The 20,546-nt window shown below is 56.4% G+C and carries 15 protein-coding genes and 2 pseudogenes; 6 read left to right on the top strand and 11 right to left on the bottom strand.

Translation table 11 applies throughout. From position 1 onward, the window contains the following. Positions 1 to 3: 3 nt before the first annotated feature. The 3 genes and pseudogenes from DBV39_RS05695 to DBV39_RS05705 all read right to left on the bottom strand — a co-directional run bounded on the left by DBV39_RS05695 (position 4) and on the right by DBV39_RS05705 (position 3,817). Positions 4 to 1,526, bottom strand: a pseudogene (locus DBV39_RS05695) (inactive transglutaminase family protein). 112 nt (positions 1,527 to 1,638) lie between these two features. Continuing rightward, positions 1,639 to 2,229: an ATP-dependent zinc protease family protein gene (locus DBV39_RS05700; RefSeq protein WP_227870834.1), complete on the bottom strand. Its 591-nt coding sequence runs from the start codon at positions 2,227 to 2,229 to the stop codon at positions 1,639 to 1,641. A gap of 208 nt (positions 2,230 to 2,437) precedes the next feature. Continuing rightward, the gene (locus tag DBV39_RS05705; RefSeq protein ID WP_108620710.1) at positions 2,438 to 3,817 is read right to left on the bottom strand and encodes an amidase; all 1,380 of its coding nucleotides are present in this window, start codon (positions 3,815 to 3,817) and stop codon (positions 2,438 to 2,440) included. Between the two features lie 420 nt (positions 3,818 to 4,237). Between DBV39_RS05705 and DBV39_RS05715 the strand changes: the two genes are divergently transcribed. Then, complete coding sequence (locus tag DBV39_RS05715; protein WP_227870835.1) at positions 4,238 to 5,164, top strand: DMT family transporter; 927 nt, start codon at positions 4,238 to 4,240, stop codon at positions 5,162 to 5,164. Here the strand turns inward: DBV39_RS05715 and DBV39_RS05720 are convergent. Next, positions 5,161 to 5,838: an ABC transporter ATP-binding protein gene (locus DBV39_RS05720; RefSeq protein WP_108620712.1), complete on the bottom strand. Its 678-nt coding sequence runs from the start codon at positions 5,836 to 5,838 to the stop codon at positions 5,161 to 5,163. The genes DBV39_RS05715 and DBV39_RS05720 overlap by 4 nt on opposite strands. Here DBV39_RS05720 and DBV39_RS05725 point away from each other — a divergent pair. Then, on the top strand, positions 5,837 to 6,547 hold the full coding sequence (locus DBV39_RS05725; protein ID WP_227870836.1) for an arylesterase: 711 nt from the start codon (positions 5,837 to 5,839) through the stop codon (positions 6,545 to 6,547). The genes DBV39_RS05720 and DBV39_RS05725 overlap by 2 nt on opposite strands. Positions 6,548 to 6,999: 452 nt before the next feature. Here the strand turns inward: DBV39_RS05725 and DBV39_RS05735 are convergent, their stop codons facing one another. Beyond that, positions 7,000 to 8,958, bottom strand: a complete 1,959-nt coding sequence (locus DBV39_RS05735) for a SurA N-terminal domain-containing protein (RefSeq protein WP_159078824.1) — start codon at positions 8,956 to 8,958, stop codon at positions 7,000 to 7,002. A 115-nt stretch (positions 8,959 to 9,073) separates the two neighbouring features. On the opposite strand from DBV39_RS05735, the pseudogene DBV39_RS05740 reads away from it, so the two are divergent. Next, positions 9,074 to 9,961: pseudogene (locus tag DBV39_RS05740) on the top strand (23S rRNA (adenine(2030)-N(6))-methyltransferase RlmJ); the annotation flags it as partial. Between the two features lie 841 nt (positions 9,962 to 10,802). Here the strand turns inward: DBV39_RS05740 and DBV39_RS05745 are convergent. From DBV39_RS05745 to DBV39_RS05755, 3 genes are all read right to left on the bottom strand, one after another. After that, a complete protein-coding gene (locus tag DBV39_RS05745; protein ID WP_108620716.1) occupies positions 10,803 to 11,495 on the bottom strand; it encodes an RraA family protein in 693 nt (230 codons plus the stop codon). A gap of 60 nt (positions 11,496 to 11,555) precedes the next feature. Further along, entirely contained in the window at positions 11,556 to 12,038 is a 483-nt protein-coding gene (locus tag DBV39_RS05750) for a tripartite tricarboxylate transporter substrate-binding protein (RefSeq protein WP_108620717.1), read from the bottom strand. 235 nt (positions 12,039 to 12,273) lie between these two features. Next, positions 12,274 to 13,002: a pseudouridine synthase gene (locus DBV39_RS05755; RefSeq protein WP_108623125.1), complete on the bottom strand. Its 729-nt coding sequence runs from the start codon at positions 13,000 to 13,002 to the stop codon at positions 12,274 to 12,276. A 22-nt stretch (positions 13,003 to 13,024) separates the two neighbouring features. Here DBV39_RS05755 and DBV39_RS05760 point away from each other — a divergent pair, with 22 nt between their 5' ends. Both DBV39_RS05760 and DBV39_RS05765 read left to right on the top strand, forming a co-directional pair. After that, positions 13,025 to 13,633 (top strand): chorismate--pyruvate lyase family protein, encoded by a 609-nt coding sequence (locus DBV39_RS05760; RefSeq protein WP_108620718.1) that lies wholly within the window; start codon positions 13,025 to 13,027, stop codon positions 13,631 to 13,633. Between the two features lie 140 nt (positions 13,634 to 13,773). Continuing rightward, positions 13,774 to 15,018, top strand: a complete 1,245-nt coding sequence (locus DBV39_RS05765; protein WP_108620719.1) for an MFS transporter — start codon at positions 13,774 to 13,776, stop codon at positions 15,016 to 15,018. Positions 15,019 to 15,155: 137 nt separating this feature from the next. Here DBV39_RS05765 and DBV39_RS05770 read toward each other — a convergent pair whose 3' ends face one another. The 3 genes from DBV39_RS05770 to DBV39_RS05780 all read right to left on the bottom strand — a co-directional run bounded on the left by DBV39_RS05770 (position 15,156) and on the right by DBV39_RS05780 (position 19,024). Further along, positions 15,156 to 16,781, bottom strand: coding sequence for a gamma-glutamyltransferase family protein (locus DBV39_RS05770; protein WP_108620720.1), 1,626 nt, complete (start codon positions 16,779 to 16,781; stop codon positions 15,156 to 15,158). A gap of 191 nt (positions 16,782 to 16,972) precedes the next feature. Continuing rightward, on the bottom strand, positions 16,973 to 17,311 hold the full coding sequence (locus DBV39_RS05775; RefSeq protein ID WP_108620721.1) for a P-II family nitrogen regulator: 339 nt from the start codon (positions 17,309 to 17,311) through the stop codon (positions 16,973 to 16,975). A 51-nt stretch (positions 17,312 to 17,362) separates the two neighbouring features. Further along, positions 17,363 to 19,024: an NAD+ synthase gene (locus DBV39_RS05780; RefSeq protein ID WP_108620722.1), complete on the bottom strand. Its 1,662-nt coding sequence runs from the start codon at positions 19,022 to 19,024 to the stop codon at positions 17,363 to 17,365. A gap of 72 nt (positions 19,025 to 19,096) precedes the next feature. Here DBV39_RS05780 and argH point away from each other — a divergent pair, with 72 nt between their 5' ends. Beyond that, positions 19,097 to 20,512 (top strand): argininosuccinate lyase, encoded by a 1,416-nt coding sequence (gene argH / locus DBV39_RS05785; protein WP_108620723.1) that lies wholly within the window; start codon positions 19,097 to 19,099, stop codon positions 20,510 to 20,512. The last annotated feature ends 34 nt before the right edge of the window (positions 20,513 to 20,546 follow it).

Here is a 20,546-nt window from a genome sequence, read left to right on the forward strand (position 1 = left end):
CGCTCAGTCCTTTGCAAACGTGCGAAACCGTAACAACTCGACCAGACGGTAGCCGGTGTAACGTCCTACCAGCAGCGCCAGTGCCAGCACGATCAGCAGCAACTCCGGGAACACGAAAAAGAGGTGTTCGACATACGGGTTTATCATCACCAGATAACTGACCGAGGCTACTGCAAGACTGCCCACCCCTGCCAGACCGCTTCACCTGCACCATGTTCCTCCCAGACAATAGACATCCGCTCGATTGTCATGGCCAGAATCACCATCGGGAACAGCGTGATCGCAAGCCCAACGCTGATGCCCAGGTTGTAGCTCAGTATGGACAGCATCGCCATCAGGATCACCACAATAATCACCACGGCCGCGAGTCGCGGCACCAGCAGCAGCTTCAGATGTTCCAGATAGAAACGGATGGCCAGTCCCAGCGCAACAATCATGCTGAACATCACCATGCCGCTCACGAGTTCGGTCTCTCTCAAGGACAATGCAATCAGCACCGGCATGAACGTGCCGAAGGTCCGGATACCGACAATGTTGCGTAAAAAAACGATCACGAGCGCGCCAAGCGGCACCAGCAGCAGAATCCTGTAGGTGTTCTGGGTTTGAACAGGCAAGGCTTGAATCGAAAAATCCATTAGCCGCGAATTCAGCATGGCGGCACGCTGTTGAGCGATGCTGAACGCATCCTGATAACTACGAGCAACTGACCATTGGACCGATGTCTGATTTCCACGATCGACGGAGAGGGCACTGGGTTGGTCACCCACCCACCAAACCAGAAATCTTTCGGGGAATCCCCGAACACCTGTCCTGGGATTAATCGGCATCCACTGTCGCGAGTTGTGGTATTCGATCCAGGGCACCAGCTCGGCCTTCTGCGTTTGATCACCCAGCTTGAATCCGTGCACAATGCGGGCCGGAATCCTGGCCCCTGCCAGTAAATCAATAATCAGATGAAGCCGGTCAAGCTCATCGGAACTGCGGTTAAGAAACGCAGCCACATTCTCGTTGGGATTGGCCTGATTGACCTCACGCACCAGCAAACTGCTGAACGAGTCGATGTCAGCCGAGCGTGAACGAATGTCTTCGAGCAAGGCATCTGCAGCCGCCTGGAGCGGCTCTGAGAGTTCAGGCAATGGTGCCGGCCCTGGAAACTCGCTCTTCGGAATGCTTTCCTCATTGGCATAGACACTCATACGGTAGTACACCGTCTGCTGTCCAGTGGGCCGGCGCTGGGTCCAGGTCGCCATCCGGTTGGGGCCGATCTGCTCAGTCGTCAGTCCATAGCCGCGCGAGATAAAGCTTTCGTCAAGCAGCGTGAATCCCGGCATATATTGCGGAATCAGAAAATCAGCCTTGACAGATCCACCTGTTGGCGCAAACCGGATCGTAGCCTCCACGGTCCAGGTCGGCATCTCCCTGGCAGGTGTCAAAGGCATCTTGAGCACTTCGACTTTGTATAGAAACAATGACAACGACGCGCCAACTAGCAACAGGATCAGCAAGGGCAGGTGCAGGCGTTTCATTTGCAAGCCATCCAGAAATACGCTATGTCAGCGAGTCTGCCTGACACACTGCTCGCGCTACCAGTCATTTCCCGTGCCACCTTTGAGACGATCGATCCCATATCCGTTGTCATCATGGCCTGGGGCAATCAGGGCCTAGCAAATGCTTGTGCGCTGAATCAATCAGTACGAGATTCTTCATGTGATTACGACCGACGAGCAACTGATAACTCAACTCGGTCCGATCCTGCAAGGACACATCGCCCTCTCGATACGAAGACCCGATACAGAATCCGATCCGGACAACAGGACGACGCTGATGGTTACCGTCATGGCGAAGTATGCGAACGTTGCGCACGATCTCGCGTTCAAGCGTGACTTTCTTGTTGTCGTTTTCAGGGTCGATGACATCGAACCGGATCCACTCCTTGCCGGCTCGCTCGAAGCGTTTTTGATTCAGCGCGTTCAACGATGAGGTCGTGGCACCGGTATCCATGCGGGACTCAAAGGTCAGATTCTCGGGAAAGATCTTCACGTTCTCGACATAACCTGCGATCGCGAGATCCTTTGTCCTGACTGATTTGCCAGGCTTGTCTGAGCTGGCTTGCCCAGCGGCTGAAACGGGCGCAGCCGACATCGATGCGGTTGCGACCAGAGCCAAGACCGCAAACAATTTTCCTGCAGAAAAGAAATAACCGAAACATCTATTCACAATATCTGGCATTGAACCTCCTAAGACAACGTCTGACAACCCAGGATGAACCTAAGTTTATCTCACCCTGATCTCCTTGCAGGGTAACGCGAAACCGAACACCCAGAAACCGTCGCAGTTCAACCCAGGCTACCCGATCCGAACGACGGGGCCTGAATAGAGTCATCACATCACCCACGCAAAGACGATCTATGCACGGACCAGCCGCACGGACCAGCCTTTACTGAGCCTTCAGCAAAGACTCACACAACAACCCGACCGAAAGCAAACGGGCATCTTGCCCGGATGCACACGCCAGCATCAAACCCACTGGCGCCTGACCTGACTCATGACACGGCAAGGAAATCGCACATCCATCCAGAAAGTTGATCACGCTGGGATTGCGCAACATCAGCATGTTGGTCAATGCATACAGTTCGTCGTCGATCTCAAGCGCCGACAAGGCAGGCGCAACCCGGGGCACAGTTGGTGTCACGAGTGCATCCACACCCGAAATCTTTGCAGTCACCCGACGTATCCAATTCACTCTGGCTCGCGTCAGTTCAATGTAGTCGCGTGCTGTCTGTGTCGATCCACGGCGAATGCGAACAGCAACCCTCGGATCGTAATGCTGCGCATTGCGCTCGAGCAGTTCCTCGTGCCATGCCCAGGATTCTGCCGCTGCAAGGCCTCCCGCATGATTGATGTGTGGCAACTCATCGAGTTCTGGCAAATCGATCGGCACGATCTGCACCCCCCCATCACGCAGTCGCCCGCAAGCCCGATCGAATGCATTTGCGACGTCGTCATCAACCGCCTCCATGAACAGTTGACGCGGCATACCCAGAACAACTGTCTCGGCGGTGGCCGAGGTCAGTCTGGGCGCGCATTGCCCCGCCATCACCGCATCCAGCAAGGCACAGCACTGGACTGAACGGGCTATCGGTCCAATCGAATCGAGAGAGGGTGAAAGCGGCAAGGCACCAGTCTGATCAATCCGGCTTGCGGTCGGCTTGAAGCCGGTCAATCCGCACAGCGCAGCCGGAATTCGGACCGATCCGCCCGTATCGGTCCCGATCGCTGCACATGCCATGGCATCGCTGACGGCCACAGCACTGCCTGATGACGACCCCCCTGGGATGCGTCCGGTTTCTCGGTCCCAGGGATTGAGCGGCGTGCCGTAATGCGGATTCAATCCCAACCCGGAAAACGCGAACTCGGTCATATTGGTAAGCCCGATAATCACAGCTCCTGCAGCGCGCAAGCGGCGCACAATCAGCGCGTCAGCCTGGGCCTTCGGTGCATTCTTCAGAACAAATGAGCCTGCCTTGGTGGAAACGCCCGCCACATCAAACAGATCTTTGACTGCCAGCACGATACCCTCAAGCGGCGACCGGGCGAGTCCCGCAGCCCGTAACAAGTCCGAGGCACGTGCCGCTGCCAGTGCCTGATCGGCAAACAGTTCGGTAAACACCCGGGAACCCTGACCTTGCGCATCGCTCGCACTCGCAAGGAATCGCCTGGTCAGCTCAACGCTGGTCGTTTGTCCGGATTGCAACGCACTGGCGACCTCTGCCAGAGGAGCAACAGCCAGTTGATCTATAGATAAATTTGAAGACATGAATCGTTTAGCCTCGATCTTGTTCTAACGTGCCACCAATCAGGCCAAGCCCGGTTCATCTGACCCGTAAGAAGCGCCCCGACCCGCCTGAATGCAAAGTTCTGGTTCAAACTATACCCGTAAGCCCCACAGCTTGCCCGGAGTCCCCAGACAAGCTGGATGGCAGAAAGAGTTGAACGACGATCGCTTTCGCTTGACTGGAGCCAGATGATTGCAGCGAACAATGAAAAAAGGGCTGATGCCGAAAACCTCTTGCCAAATAGTTACGAATTCACGAGTGTGCCGGACAACACAGGCGAGGCCCAGGAGTATCATGCGAGGGTTGCGCACTGGGGTTGCTGACAAGACACTCACTGCCGCCTCACCCGCTGCCTGCAAACGACCACTGATGATCTGACCCCTGTTCTGGCCTCGCAATTTGTGACTTCACCCTCTCCCATTACCTCAACTTCCTCCCCGGAAAAGATTCAGAACGCCCTGTTCGGAATTGGCTTGTTCTATCTTTCGCTCTGGTGCCTGTCCACACTGGATGCCAGCGGCAAATGGCTACTCGGCGTAGGCGTTCCACTCCTGACGGCTGTCTGGATGCGTTATCTAAGCCACCTGGTGCTGATGTCGATGCTGATTCTTCCCAGAAAAGGAATTCGCATCCTGCAAAGCCGTGCAATGAAGTGGCAGATCATGCGCGCACTGGCCATGCTGGTCGCCTCGGTCTGCCTGTTCAATGCCCTGCGTTATCTGCCGCAGGCTCAAGCCACATCGATTGCATTTCTCGCGCCGTTGATCATGCTCGCCATGGCACCATGGTTATTAAAAGAACCCAAAAGGCTGTCTCGCTGGGTCGCCGCTGCTGCGGGTTTTGTGGGGGTCGTCATTGTGATACGGCCGGGTGCCGGTCTTGATCCGGTTGGTGTGACATTTGCGCTGGCGGCGGCCTTCCTGCTCGCTCTTCAGCACATCTGCACCCGTCGACTGGCTGTTGACCACCCGATGACCACGCTTTTCTGGGGTGGACTGATTGGCACGGTTCTGATGACGCTAGTGCTGCTGTTCAGACTTGATGAATCCCTCTCAGCCCTGGCAAATCTGTCTGCCTGGCGGTGGCTCGTAATGATTTCACTGGGATTGTCCGGTGGCCTGGGCCACCTGCTGCAAATTCATGCCTACCAGCATGCCCCGGCCTCCCTGCTTGCACCGTTCATCTACCTGCAGATATCAGCGGCCACCGCCCTCGGATGGCTGATCTGGGGGGAGTTCCCTGACCGGCTGACCTGGGTCGGGATTGCGGTCATTTGCGCCAGTGGCGCAGGTATCGCCCTGTATGAGTGGCAGACTCGACGACATTAGACCGCAGCCACCAGACGCCCCGCGTGAATCTCGATTGAGCGTTCACAACGCCTGGCGAGATCCTGATCATGTGTGACCAGAATCAAGGTCGTGCCATGTTCCTGATGCAACTGGAACATGAGGTCAATGATACGGGCTCCTGTGACAACATCCAGACTACCCGTCGGCTCATCCGCAAACAGTAGCGCTGGCTGGGTAATAAACGCGCGCGCAATTGAGACCCGCTGCTGCTCCCCACCCGAAAGCGTCGACGGATAATGATTGAAGCGATGCGAAAGACCCACCTCGTCAAGCACCTTGCGAGCCGCCTGTTCAGCGGGCTTGCCTGCCAACTCAAGTGGCAGCATGACGTTTTCAAGGGCAGTCAGGTTCGGCAACAACTGAAATGACTGGAACACAAACCCGACATGCCTGGCGCGAAACTGTGCCCTGGCGTCTTCATCCAGATCAAAAATTCTCTGGCCAAGCAAGGTCACCTGCCCCTGGCTGGGAACATCAAGCCCCGCGAGCAGTCCAAGCAAGGTAGACTTTCCGGAGCCAGAGGCGCCCGTGATGGACACCGACTCCCCTCTGGAGACCTGAAACCCGACATTGTCCAGAATGGTGAGCTCACCCCCCGCGTCAGATACGCGTTTGGACAGACCTTCAACTTCAATGGCAGCTTGATTCGACATGATCCGTTTGTCTCATTTCCTCAAAAACTTCGTATCAACCGCGCTGATCGGCGCAGTCATGCTCGGTGCACACGTGAGTGTCGCACAAACCCGGAGCGAAGCTGACACAGCCCCTACGCACAACTTCACTCAGACAGATGACGTCAAAAACACCATCAATCGCATCTTGATCGTCGGCGACAGCTTGTCATCAGAATATGGCATTCGACGCCAGACGGGCTGGGTCGAGTTGCTGCGCGAGCGACTGGCAGACCACAAACCATCTCCTGCAACAGTCATCAATGCCAGTATCAGCGGAGACACCACCAGTGGTGGTGTCTCCCGGTTGCCTGCCTTACTCGAGGATCACAAACCCGATCTGGTCCTGATCGAACTCGGTGGCAACGATGCGCTCAGAGGACTGTCAATGTCCATGACCCGCGACAACCTGACTCGCATGGTTGAAATGGCGCAACAGTCAGGTGCCAGAGTTGTCCTGGCGGGTATGCAGATACCGCCCAATTACGGACCGGTCTATTCCGAGGCGTTTCGTGCTGTGTTTACTGAGGTCGCCCAGAAGACCGGTGCAGGATTGATTCCATTTCTACTCTCCGGACTCGAGACCCGACGTGACCTGTTCATTGAAGATGGCATTCACCCTTCAGAAGAGGCCCAACCCATCATTCTCGACAATGTGTGGGAAGTGATCGGACCCATCATCAAGAGCTAACTGCCAGTAGTGGCCTCGCACAGGGTCTCTGCGGTGCCTGGTGCGGCGCGATTGAGCCGCACCTCACTATCTGATCAGGCCGGGAACATGAAGTTCCACGCCCTTGTACCTTGCCCCTTCTTGTCCTTTGTCCCATACGCCAACATGGTCGCTCGACACGCTCAGTAGCGCCTTCTCCTACTCTGTGATGCGTACTCATCAATTCACGACTTGCGATCAATACCTGATCTGCACGAGCAGTCGCATGTTGCCAGTTTTGCTTCACTTGCGAACTTTCACTTGCGAGCTTTCACTTGCGAACTTTCACTGGTGAACTTTCACTCATGCACTGTGACAGGCCAGCAGCAGAACTTGCATCCGCAGGTGTGCCAAAAAAAAAACAGCAGCTCAATGGCTGCTGTTTTTTTTGGCACACCTGCGTTGTCGGAACGCCTACAAATCACCGCCAGACATTACTGAGCGGCCAACCCGTCAATAAGAGCCCGACCATCAGGGGTGATCTCGACCTGGAATTTCTTGCGCAAGATCGCAAGCGCAGCAGTTTCCTCAGCTTGACCCCAAGCCTGGGACAGTTGCCCCTGGAACTGACGCAACTCGGACGGATCGAGCGGCTCACCAGGTTCCACAGACTGGACATGGATCACAGTGAAACCATCCTGGACATTCATACCGACATAACCAGGAATGGACTGCTCGTTCATCACCATTACAGCTCTGAGTTCATCCGTATTCAGATCACGGGGGTTCTGTCTCGACACAGCCTGGGCAGGACTGAATCCTGCCGGCGCAGCCTCTTCAGACGCCTCCAAATCCTTGAGCAGACTCTGACCGGCCTGGCGTGCCATCTCGAGCGCACGCTCGCGCACCAGGTCCTCACGAATCACCGGACTGGCCAGTTCAAGCGACGGGATCTCAGATGGATTGATCTGTGTGACCCTCAGGGCAAGAATCGTATCAGGCGCCAGCTCTATCGAACCGGAATTCTCACCAGTGCCCTTCACTTCCTCAGAGAACGCAACCTGCATGATACGAGGGTGGCTCAACAGCGCCTGAATATCATCGGTCATCTCGGTTTCACGCACGAACAACTCGTCAGACAACAACCCGTCTCGAGAAATGCCCTCGGCTTTCTTCAGCTGCAATCCGAGTTGCTGAGCGATTGGCTCGAGTGCATCGCGCTGGTCGTAAACCAGATTGGTCAGCTGACTGGCCATTTCTGCAAAGCGAGCGGACGCGAGCTGGGTTCTGATCTGGCTAGTGATCTCTGCGCGCACCTGCTCGAGTGGTTTGACCGAGGCTGGCTGGACATCTGTCACCGTGACGACGTGATAACCAAACGGGCTTTCAACCACATCTGATATCTGACCCTTGTCCAGCGTAAACACTGATTGCTCCACTTCTGGCACCAGCGTTCCCTGTCCGATCCAGCCAAGGTCACCACCCTGGGAAGCGGAGCCTGGATCTTCAGAACGCTCACGTGCAATGTCGGCAAACAATGATGGGTCTGCCTTGATATCCCGGGCAGCCTGTTCAGCCTTGGCAAGCGCAGCGTCCTTCTCAGCCTGATCAGCACTGGCCGACACCGTGAACAGTACATGGCTGACACGTCGGCGCTCAGGTTGCCCGAACCGGCTCTGATTCTGCTGGTAGTAATGTTCGATTTCTTTTTCGGAAACGTTCACGCCTTGCGTGGCGGCATCCTCGTCAATCACGACATATTCGATATTGACGCTTTCCGGCAGACGCAATTGCTCGGCATTTTCGTCATACCAGGCTTTGATGTCTGCATCGGTCACCGATACATCACCCTCGTAGGCTGACTGAGTAAAGCGCCGCGTCGATACCGTACGCTGCTGAGTCAGTGCGTTGACAAGATGATCTACAACTGACTTGGGGGCAGACGCTGTCAGGCTGACCGGCCCCAGTACCTGAGACAGAATCAGATCACTGCGCAGACGCAACTCGAAATCAGCAGGCGTCATACCCTGGGAAGCCAGTACCTGGCGATACCGCTCAGGAGAAAACTGACCATCCTCCTGCAAAGCGGGCACGTCAGCAATCGTCTGGCGAAGCGCTTCATCGGAGACGGTGTAGCGCCCTTCGATCGCAGCGGCAGCGATAACACGCTGATCAATCATTTCTTCAAGCAGTTGCTCTCGAAAACTCGGCGAATCGATCGCCTCGGCATCAAAACGATTGCCCAGCATCGAGCGTAATTCCTCGAGACGTGCGCGTCTGGCCTGGTCGTACTCTGGTAGCGTAATGGCTGTACCGTTGACTTTGGCGAGCTCACGGTCTTGCGACATGAACCCGACATAGCCTTCGATGCCAAAGAACGCAAAGGCAGGAACGACCAGCAGGAGCAGTACCAACTGCATCCACCGGCGGTGATTGCGTATGAAATCAAACATGAAAGCGCTCGAAAACCCTTGTGAAAACGCGCTTGAGTGTACCATCTGCCATACGTGCCAGACGCACTGCGTCTCGCAACAGTTCACATTTGGTTTTTACACGTCGGAGTCTATCTTGTTCAGTTATCGCCACGGGTTTCATGCAGGCAACCATGCCGACGTGCTTAAACACACGATTTTGTCGAGGGTCCTCGACTACTACCGCGGCAAAGACGCCCCCTTCTGGGCCATCGACACCCACGCCGGCGCAGGACTCTACGACCTGTCTGGCGGATGGGCTAACACGAAGTCCGAATACGCGGACGGTGTCGGAAGAATCTGGGAAAAGCTGATGATTCCAGATAGTGGAACAAATTCCAGGTCAGACTCTGCACAACATGTCCCAGACGCCCTTGGACCCTGGCTTGAAACCGTGCGTCAACTCAACCCGGACGGTCAACTTCGATATTACCCGGGATCACCGTGGATCTGGCTGCACGGCTGGCGCAAACAGGACAAGCTCAAGCTTGTCGAACAGTTGACTGTCGAGGCGGAGGTCCTGAGGCGCAACCTGGCGCAGGTTCGCGATCTCCCCCCTCGCAGCGTGCAGGTGCTGGAACAAGACGGATTCGAGAGTCTGAAAGGTTTCCTTCCGCCATCGCCTCGCAGGGCAATCGTCCTGGTCGATCCATCCTACGAAGACAAACGCGACTACCATCGCGTTATCGAAATGCTCAAAGATGCGGTCGTCCGGTTTTCTACGGGTTGCTACATGGTCTGGTATCCAAGAGTGAGCCGGTTGCAGGTCGACCAGATGCGCAAGCAGCTTCGCAGACTCTCTCCCGGACAATGGCTCGACATTGAAATGACTGTTTCCAGACCCGCATCGGATGGGCACGGACTGTTTGGCTCCGGATGTTTTGTGGTGAATCCACCCTATACACTCGAGGGCGAGATGCGAGAGGCCATGCCTTGGTTGAGCCAGACTCTGGCGCTGGACGACACCGCCCGCTGGTCAATCGAAAGTGGCGACGAAACGCTAACCAATGCATCCCGAAGCGACGACTCACCGGACAGCAAGCCTGAGCGGCCAGTCAAACGCAACCCGGGCCATCCTCCCAGGATCATGCGTGCTGAGCCCAGCTACAAACGTACCAGCGTGCGATCGAACCCATCAAAGTCGGGCAGCGCATCAAACAGCACATCGGTTGACATGTCGGTTGCGAGGCCACGTGGCGAGTCAGAAACCGCGACTGGGCACTTCTCAGACAAGGCGCCAGCACGGGTTGTTCGAAGTAATAGATCTGCTCGTGCGTCAAAGCAAAGAACACGCACGGACACCAGACCCCCAAAAAAGTAGTCGTAAACTGCAAATGAAATCAGCGATGTCGGTAGCGGGGCGTTATTGAGTGAGCAGACAGCGTCGAACATGTCTCACGGCCATATGGGCTGCTGCAAGGAACAGACGAGACGATGCCTGTTTGCAGATCCGGCAGGCGCCGCGAGGGGTGATGCGGGATTGCCAGAGTCAGACCGGAGTAACAATCCCCGGCAAAGCCGGGGGCCTTCATTTGTGAGCCGCTCAAAGCGGTTTTCCGGAGACGCTAACGCGGCTCCGTGTCTTGTGCCACCATTCTGTGGCCAGGTTCAGAGCAGACTCAATTGCTCCAGTCGAGAGTCCTCGTTCTCTTTCATACTCGTCCATCGTGAAACTGCTTTTCTCGAGTATGCCTGGCGGCTCACCCGGATAGTTTCATCGATGGACTCCCATAAATGTCAAACTTCTACTGCCACCCCGGCATCGCCGGGGGACTTCCCATGTTTGTTTAATCGCGTCACAAGCACAACCTGCTTGCCTGATGCAATTACAATGACTCACCAGCCTTCAAGACCCCGGCGCTGATCAGGGCGTCTTCAAGCCACGGGGATGCCAGATTGCCCGCGTTGAGCTCATCCATTCGGCGCTGTTCAGCATCGACTTTGCCCTGTGCTCTGGACAATATCGCTTGTGCATTCTCGCGCGGAATTACCACCACACCATCTGCATCACCGACCACCAGATCGCCCGGACTGACCGAGACCCCTGCAATCGAGACTGGCCAGTTGATACGCCCGGCCAGGCCTTTTGTAGGGCCGTTCGGATTAGTGCCAATCGCAAATACCGGGAATTCGCCCTCGCAGATTTCTGCCGAATCTCGCACGGCCGAATCCACCACAAACCCGGCGATACCAGCTTTCTGGGCTTGCGTGCTCATCAAGGTGCCGCATAGCGCCATCGTCTCGTCACCCTTGCCGTCAACAACGATGACGTCGCCCGGCTGCGCCAAGGCAAGCGCGGCGTGGAACATCAAGTTGTCTCCAGGACGCACTTCAACAGTAAAGGCGGGTCCTGCGACCTTCATGTGAGGCGCAAGTGGCCGTATCCGAGCGCCCAGGCTGCCTCTTCGGCCCGCCACGTCGGCCAGGATGGCCGCAGGAAAGGCACGTGCTGCTTCAACCAGTTCCGGACTGACGCGCACAATATCCTTACGGATGGCGGGTACGTGATCTATCTTCATAACGAACTCCCTGTTTACACAATATAAAGTGAACCAGATTGACCAGACATCAGCACCTGGTCAACCCGCGACTGTCAGATCAATCAACTCTAGCGCCAGACTCCGCGAGCACTTTTTGCCAGACATCCAGATCACGTTCGATCGTCTGTTTAAGCTTTTCCGATGCCCCCCAGGCACGACAGCCCCCCGGACACGCAATCTGTCGCTGTAATCTTTGGATTTCAGAGCAGTGTTGATTTCTTTGTTGAGCTCATGAAACACATCTTGCAGGATTTCTGCCGGTGCGACGATCCCGATCCATGTCACCCCCCCCAAAAAACCCGGATATCCAGATTCGACGATCGTTGGCACGTCAGGCAGTTGAGGCGAACGTCCGGCAGACTTGACTGCAAGTGCACGCAGCTTGCATGCCTGAATCCGCGGCAGTGCTGTAGCGACCGACTCCATGAACATGTTAACTTGACCGCCAGGCAGGTCGTTCAGGGCGGCACTGAATCCTTTAGAGGAAATATGCTGAGTTTTGAAGCCAGCGACCTGTGGCAAGTGTTCAGAGGCCTATCAAACCATTCGTCGGCAAGGACGGAGCCTGGAACGAACAGGTATCTAGCAGGGGCAATGAGTATCCCGGGGTCCGCCCACAGACTCGATCCTTCGCGCCTTCAAAACCTTGTCCGTCCCCTGCTTTCGAAAGCAAGCCAGAATTCCTGCGAACTTGGGCAAAGCAAGTTCAGTGACGCACACTCCCATACGTTCTGGCACCCTTAATCACAGGTACTTGTCAGAACTTTTCGTCCGGGCGCAGGTAGCGCCACTTCCCGGGCTCGAGTTCTCCGAGACGGACCCGCCCGACCCTGACCCGCTTGAGCCCGACAACCTGCAACCCGACCAGTTCGCACATGCGACGTATCTGGCGCTTGCGCCCCTCCTGAAGGATAAAGCGAAGCTGGTCTTCATTGAGCCATTCAACCCGTGCCGTTTTGAGCGGCCTGCCATCCAGTGACAGTCCGTGACAGAGTCGCTTCAGACCATCGGTGGCGATTCTCCCTTTGACACGAACAAGATACTCTTTCTCGATGTCACTGTTTTCACCGATCAGCTGCCTGGCAATCCGGCCATCCTGAGTCATCACCAGCAAACCGGTCGAATCAATATCCAGACGTCCGGCAACAGCGAGACCTCGACGGTGCGAAGGTTTGAAACGCATCCCTGACCGGTCGGTGGCAGACAGGTTCTCCGGCGTAACCAGCGTCACGGCAGGCTGATAGCCATCCTCGGCCTGCCCCGACACCAGTCCGATCGGCTTGTGGATGAGAACCGTGATCCGGGCTTCCTGCTCGGCACTGGCCTGCCTGGCCAGTTCTATACGCTGGCCAGGCAACGCTTTGTCCCCCAGGCCAACGATCTGACCGTCGACGCGAACGAGGCCCTGCTCGAGATAGCGATCAGCTTCTCGACGGGAGCATAGCCCTTGCTGGGCCATCAGTTTTGAGATGCGCACTTTTTCCATAAGGCTGAGATAATACGCCACCATGGCTTCTCTTATCTACTTCAATCGCTGGCGCCGCCAGCCACCACCTGTCTGTTCATCGCTCCACAAGCGCTGGTTGACACGTCCAGGCGCACTGACCGCAGGGCTACGTACGCTGGGACGATTCAGTCTGCACGTCGTTTCCCAAGGAGTGGAACTGTCCAGACCTGAAGATAATTGCTTTGCGCCCAAGACGCTGACCTGGCGGCGCGAGGTACTCATGTCTATCGATGAAATACCTTGCGTACTGGCTCGCAGCGTGACAATCTTGCTCGCATCGCATGGCACCTGGCAAGGCATCCGTCGTCTGGGACGGCGCCCTCTGGCTGACATTCTGTATAACGACCCAGGCATTGTTCGCAGTCAGTTTGAAATCAGTCAAATCGGACGCGCACATGGACTGCATGGAACAGTCATTCGCGCCCGGCCCTTGCTGGCAACTTCAGCAAGCTACACGCTGAGCGAGAACATCGAGACTGAGCCCACGTTACTGGCCAGGCGCTCGGTTTTCTGGAGAGACCACCAGCCGTTGCTGGTGTCGGAATGTTTTATGCCAGATTTCTGGTCACTTGCTGGCAGCGGTTCAAACGAAGCGACAACTGGCGAGTGAGTTTCATCTCTCCATGTCTTGACCCACCCCGGTTACAGAATGTTCAGTTACGGCCGGTATAGCAGTTAAAAACAGCGCGTATACCCACCACTGGAGCCAACCCGGTTCCAGTTCCCGATCAGATTGCCTCACTGCAAACCATGTCCCTCGATATCTCCGACCGATCCCGTCACAACGCACGTATCCTCACCACCGCCCAGGCTCTGGGTGGAGCCAGTCCGGCGATCATTGTCTCGCTCGGTGGGCTGGTCGGCCAGCAACTGGCCAGCCATCCGTCTCTGGTTACCCTGCCGGTCAGTATTTTCAACCTGGGGCTGGCGATCGGCACATTGCCGGCCGCCTGGATCATGAAGCGTCATGGACGACGGGCGGGTTACATGACAGGAGGAATACTAGGCGTGGTGTCCGGGCTGATCGCGGCGGCCGGGATATTCGAGCAGATGTTTGTCGTTTTCTGCCTGGGCACTCTGATCGCTGGATTTTATGCGTCATATGTCCAGAGCTACCGATTCGCGGTGGCAGACGGCGCTCCCGAGGATATCAAGCCACGCCTCATTTCCTGGGTTATGGTCGGTGGTCTGTTTGCAGCGATCATTGGACCGCAAACAGTCATCTGGACCCGTGATATCGTGGCATGGGCACCGTTTGCTGGCAGCTTTGTGGCGCAAAGCGTGCTGGCATTGCTGGCCCTTCCTGTCATCTGGCGACTCAGACCGACCACTTCAACCCCCGTCTCCAGCCCATCAACCAGGCAACCTGCCTTCAGCACAAATCAATCGAATGCTTCTGCCAAAGTGCCGGCAGGCCGTCCACTAAAAGAAATCGCTGCCCAACCAAAATTCATTCTGGCCGTGACGGCCGGTGTAGTCTCCTACTCCTTGATGAGCTTTGTGATGACCGCAGCACCCATTGCCATGGTCGGATGCGGACATACGGTCGGTGAGGCAGCACTGGGAATTCAGTGGCATGTTCTCGCAATGTTTGCGCCAAGCTTCTTTACTGGTCGTCTGATTCAGCGTTTTGGTGTGAACGCAGTGACCGCCTTCGGTCTGTTTCTGCTCGCCATATCGGGAGTAGTGGGCCTTTCAGGACTCGACGTCGCCCATTTCTGGATCGCATTGATCTTGCTGGGAGTCGGCTGGAACTTTGGATTCATCGGTGCCACCACCATGGTGACAGCTTGCCATCGACCTGAGGAGCGAAACCGCGTTCAGGCTCTCAATGACTTCCTGGTGTTCGGATCGGTTGCCATTTCATCGTTCTCGTCTGGCAAACTTCTGTCCGTAGCGGGTTGGGAAATCATCAATCTCATGATGTTCCCGGCTGTAGGACTGGTGTTTGCACTGATGATCTGGCAACACCTGAGGGCTCCCAGGGCGGGCTGACTAATCTGGTTCAATCTCGCTCAAGCAGAAGCTGACCAGTCGCAGGGGGCTAGCAGCCCCCGTTAAGTGCTGGAGTGGGAAAGGATGGCGAGTACATCACAGCGCATCGCAGCACGCGGCATCCTGTCCAGACTTCGTCAGAATCCCACTGCCTGCCCGTCACGGCGAGCGTCACTCGCTGCCACGTAGCCATCCTCGAGATCATCCGAGAGACGCCAGATGAACTGACCCGAGCCAAAATCCATGTAAGGATCCTCGATCGACTTCAACTGGTGCCCAAGGGCCTTGAGTCCGTCAACGAGAGCCGGATTCATGCTGCCCTCGACGTCAAGCGTGAAGTCACGGTTGACCTTCCAGCGTGGTGCGCAGCAGGCTGCTTGCGGTTGCTGGTCGAAGTCCACCATCCTTACCAGCGTCTGGAGATGCCCCTGCGGCTGAATGTCACCACCCATCACACCAAAACTCATCACTGGTTTGCCATCGCGGCTGAGAAAACCTGGAATGATGGTGTGGAACGGACGCTTGTGGCCAGCCACCACGTTGGGAGACTCTGGATCCATCGAGAATCCGACCCCTCTGTTTTGCAGGCTGATACCGGTATCAGGCACGACCACACCAGAACCAAAGCCCATGTAGTTGGACTGTATGAACGAAATCATCATGCCGTTCTCATCGGCCGCCGACAGATAGATGGTTCCGCCTGCGTCAGGCACACCGGGTCCGAAATGCTGCGCACGACCGGGATCAATCAGACGCGCCCGTGAGGCGAGATACACTGGATCAAGCATCTGCTCCGGGGTGACCGCCATCGTCCGGGGATCCGACACATAGCGATACAGGTCCGCAAAAGCGAGCTTCATGGCCTCGATCTGCAGATGCTGAACCTCGACCGAATCCGGATCCTTGCCCTTGAAATCAAAGTGCTCGAGCATACCAACAGCCATGAGGGCCGCAATCCCCTGCCCGTTCGGCGGGATCTCGTGCAAGGTGAAACCGCGGTAGTTCTTCTGCAACGGTTCGACCCACTGCGGCGCATATGCCGCAAAATCGTCCATGGTGTGCGCACCACCATGCTCATTCAAAAACTCCACCATCTTCTGGGCCAGTTCCCCATCGTACATGGCACGTCCCCTGGTGCGTCCGATCGTCTCGAGCGTATGCGCCGCACCGGGCACGCTGAATCGCTCACCAATCTCCGGGGCACGGCCAGCAGGCATAAATGTCTGTGCAAATCCTGGCTGATCTTCGAGCTCAGGCACGGCCGCTGCCCACTTGTGAGACACGACTGGAGCGATCGCATGACCCCTGCGCGCAATCTCGATTGCTGGCTGCATCAACTCTTCAAACGGCAGCTTGCCAAACTTCTCGTGCAGTGCCGCCCATCCAGCGACCACACCCGGAACTGTCACTGTGTCAACACCACGCTTGGGAGCCTTGGCCAGACCGTTGGCATCGCGCCCGTAGCGCTGCGCAAAATACTCGGGATTCCATGCTTTGGGTGAATGACCTGACGAGTTCAACCCGTGTGCTTTACCCTCGTGCCAGACGATCGCAAACGCATCACCTCCAAGACCACAGGAGACTGGTTCGACCAGCGTGATCGCAGCTGCTGCGGCAATGGCCGCATCCACAGCACTGCCACCCTTGAGCAACATCCTGAGCCCGGCCTGGGCCGCTAACGGATGAGAGGTAGAAACAATATTGCGGGCAAGCAATGGAATGCGAACGCTGGGATACGGGTTGTGCCAGTCAAACGGTTTCATGAAGTTCCTTGAGTTCTTGAGTAGATCAGATTCGAATCACGCGACAAGATAGCAGGCGGCGAATCAAATCGGCATGGGACGTAACGCAGACTTTTCATCGACTGGTATGCCTGAATCCAATGAGGGCTGCCTCATGCACCAGATGAGGCAGCCCCCGTATTAATTCTCACTGCAAACTTTCCTGCAATGCCTTACAGGGCAGGGTCACCCGACTCACCTGTACGAATACGAATTGCGTTCTCAAGCGGGGTCACGAAGATCTTCCCATCGCCTATTTTGCCAGTGCGGGCGGCTTTGAGAATCGCTTCGATGACGGTTTCAACCAAACCGTCCCCGACAGCCACTTCGACTTTGATCTTCGGCAAAAAATCAACCACATACTCTGCTCCGCGATAGAGCTCGGTGTGGCCTTTCTGGCGTCCGAAGCCTTTAGTTTCAGTCACTGTCAATCCGTTGACACCGACTTCTGACAAGCTCTCTCGCACTTCGTCGAGCTTGAACGGTTTGATGATGGCAGTCACTAGTTTCACGATGGCTCCTGGCTTATTTTGCTTGTGGAATTTATTCTGGCAGCGTCTCGACTAGCCGACAAGGGGTTCACGAAACGCATTAGATAAAGGATAGCGCCAATCGCGCCCAAATGCTCGCACTGTCACCTTCGGGCCTGGTGCAGACTGGTGCCGCTTGTACTCGTTGATCCGGATCAACCTGACTACCTGTTCGATGGCAGCCTTGTCCAGACCCGAACGTTCGAGCACGCTGACTGGCAGGTTGTGGTCAACGTAACCCTCAATGATCGCATCGACCACCTCGTAGGGCGGCAGAGAATCCTGGTCAGTCTGGTCCGCACGCAATTCTGCCGAAGGCGCCCGTGTGATGATCCGATCGGGAATCACGTGTGACTGGTCGTTGCGCCAGCGCGCCAGGCGATAGACCAGTGTTTTAGGAACGTCCTTGATAACCGCAAAAGCACCTGCCATGTCACCATAAAGCGTGCAGTAACCAGTGGCAAGTTCGGACTTGTTGCCGGTCGTGAGAACCAGCGACCCGAACTTGTTCGAAATAGCCATCAGCAGATTGCCGCGGGCACGTGCCTGGATATTCTCTTCTGTCGTATCAACCACGCGACCCGTGAACAGGCCGGCCAGGGACTGTTCAAACGATTCAGTGATGTGACCGATCGGAATGGTCTCGTACCGTACGCCCAGGATTTGCGCCATCTGATGCGCGTCGTCGCGCGAAATATCGGCCGTGTAAGCCGATGGCATCATCACCGACATGACGCGATCCGCACCCAGCGCATCGACTGCCACGGCAAGCACCAGCGCCGAATCAATGCCACCGGACAACCCGATGAGCACATTCTTGAATCCATTCTTGTGAACGTAATCCCGAACCCCTACCACGAGCGCCTGCCAGACCTGCGACAAATGCCCTTGATCATTTTCGTCGGCTTCGCTCAGCATCGCGTGCCATGGTCCCTGCACAGCCTCAATTGCACCGCCCGCATTGACCTGGACAATCGCCTGTCCCGACTCGAACGCAGGCATGTGGCCCACGCAATGCCCCATCCGGTCCATGGCAAACGACATGCCGTCAAACACCAGTTCATCCTGTGCTCCGCACAGATTGGCATAGATCACGCTGATACCGATCCGGTCAACGCAGCGACGCAACATGTCCACCCGCTGGGTGAACTTGCCCATGTGAAACGGTGAGGCGTTGAGAACAAGCAGACACTGTGCGCCCGCTTCGCGAGCCGCTGCGGGCGCCGCTTTGAGCCACGTGTCTTCACAGATGTTCACCCCGAAACGAATACCGGCATGATCAAACACCAAAGCGTCCTGGCCGGGTTCGAAGTAGCGCTTTTCGTCAAATACACTGTAGTTTGGCAGCTCACGCTTGAAGTAGCGTCCCACAACCCTGCCTTCGAGCAACACGCTGGCCGCGTTGTGGAGCTTGCCATCATTGACATGGACATGACCGACTACGACAGCCAGCCCTTTCAAGTCAGCCAGAGACTCGCACAGACGCTCGAGCGCCAGTCGTTCTGCATCGATGAAAGCTGCCCTTAGCAGCAAGTCCTCCGGGGGGTATCCCGTGAGTGCCATCTCGGGAGTGAGTAAAACGTCCGCGCCGTCTCGCGCAGCCTGCCGAGCCTGCTCTTCGATGAGCCTGGCGTTCCCCACAAAACCGCCGACCACAGAGTTGATCTGTGCCAGCGCGACTTTTGCCGCTGCCATAAAGTTTGCTTGCCGTTTGGTTGAACACGTGCGCCGATTATCGCACGCTGGAGGACACTATAATCTTGAACTATGAATACATCCAAAGACACCCATCAGAACCAGTTCGCCAACAAGGCTCAGGCCTGGTCTGCACGCTTTTCCGAGCCGGTTTCCGACCTTGTCAAGCGTTACACCGCATCAGTCGACTTTGATCAGCGCATGGCAGTGCACGACATCCAGGGCTCGCTTGCCCATGCCGAGATGCTCGCTCATTGTGGCATTCTCAGTGCAGATGACCTCAAGGCCATCCAGTCAGGCCTGGCACAAGTCCTTCAGGAAATCGAGGCAGGCCAACTCCAGTGGTCAATTGACCTGGAAGATGTGCACCTGAACGTCGAGAAACGCCTGGTCGAGCTAGTCGGCGACGCGGGAAAACGCCTGCACACCGGTCGCTCGCGCAACGACCAGGTAGCAACCGACATCCGCCTATGGCTACGTGAACAGATTGACCTCATTGTTGAGCAGTTGATCGCACTGCGCCGGGTGCTGGCCGAACAGGCAAGCGAGCACACCGACACCATCATGCCTGGCTTTACCCACCTGCAGGTCGCTCAGCCTGTCACATTCGGACACCACCTGCTGGCCTACGCAGAAATGTTTGAACGCGATACAGAGCGCATGCTCGACTGCCGAAAACGTGTCAACCGGTTGCCGCTCGGTGCTGCAGCCCTGGCAGGCACCAGCTTCCCGATCGATCGTGAGCGCGTTGCCCGAACACTCGGTTTTGACGGGATCTGCCGCAACTCGCTGGACGCAGTGTCCGACCGGGATTTTGCAATCGAGTTTTGTGCGGCCAGCGCGCTGGTGATGACACACATTTCCCGTCTGTCGGAGGAGCTCGTTCTGTGGATGAGTCCCAAGGTGGGCTTCATCACACTGGCTGACCGCTTCTGCACGGGCAGCTCAATCATGCCCCAGAAGAAGAATCCTGACGTACCGGAACTTGCACGGGGCAAATCCGGCCGTGTAACAGGTCATCTGGTTGCTTTGCTGATGCTCATGAAAGCGCAACCGCTCGCCTATAACAAAGACAACCAGGAAGACAAGGAAGGCCTGTTCGATACCGCCGATACGGTTCGTGACACTCTGACCATTTTTGTTGACATGATGAACGGTGTCACGGTCCATGCCCAGTCCATGCGTGATGCAGCCAGGCAGGGATTTGCCACAGCCACCGATCTCGCCGATTATCTCGTGAAGAAAGGATTGCCATTTCGGGATGCGCATGAAGTTGTTGCCCATGCCGTGCTGACCTGCGAGAAACGTGGATGCGACCTGCCAGATCTCACTCTCGAAGATCTCAAGGGATTTCACCCCAGCATCGAATCAGATGTTTATCAGGTCCTCACACTCGAAGGATCAGTGAACGCGCGCGACCATCTCGGCGGTACCGCCCCTGCACAAGTGGCACAGGCGGCCAAGGCTGCCATCGAAAGGGCGAAATAATCGCTCAGTTCTGAAGAACCAGAAAAACGGGTGA

It is taken from the genome of Orrella marina, from assembly GCF_003058465.1.
Taxonomy (GTDB): domain Bacteria; phylum Pseudomonadota; class Gammaproteobacteria; order Burkholderiales; family Burkholderiaceae_B; genus Algicoccus; species Algicoccus marinus.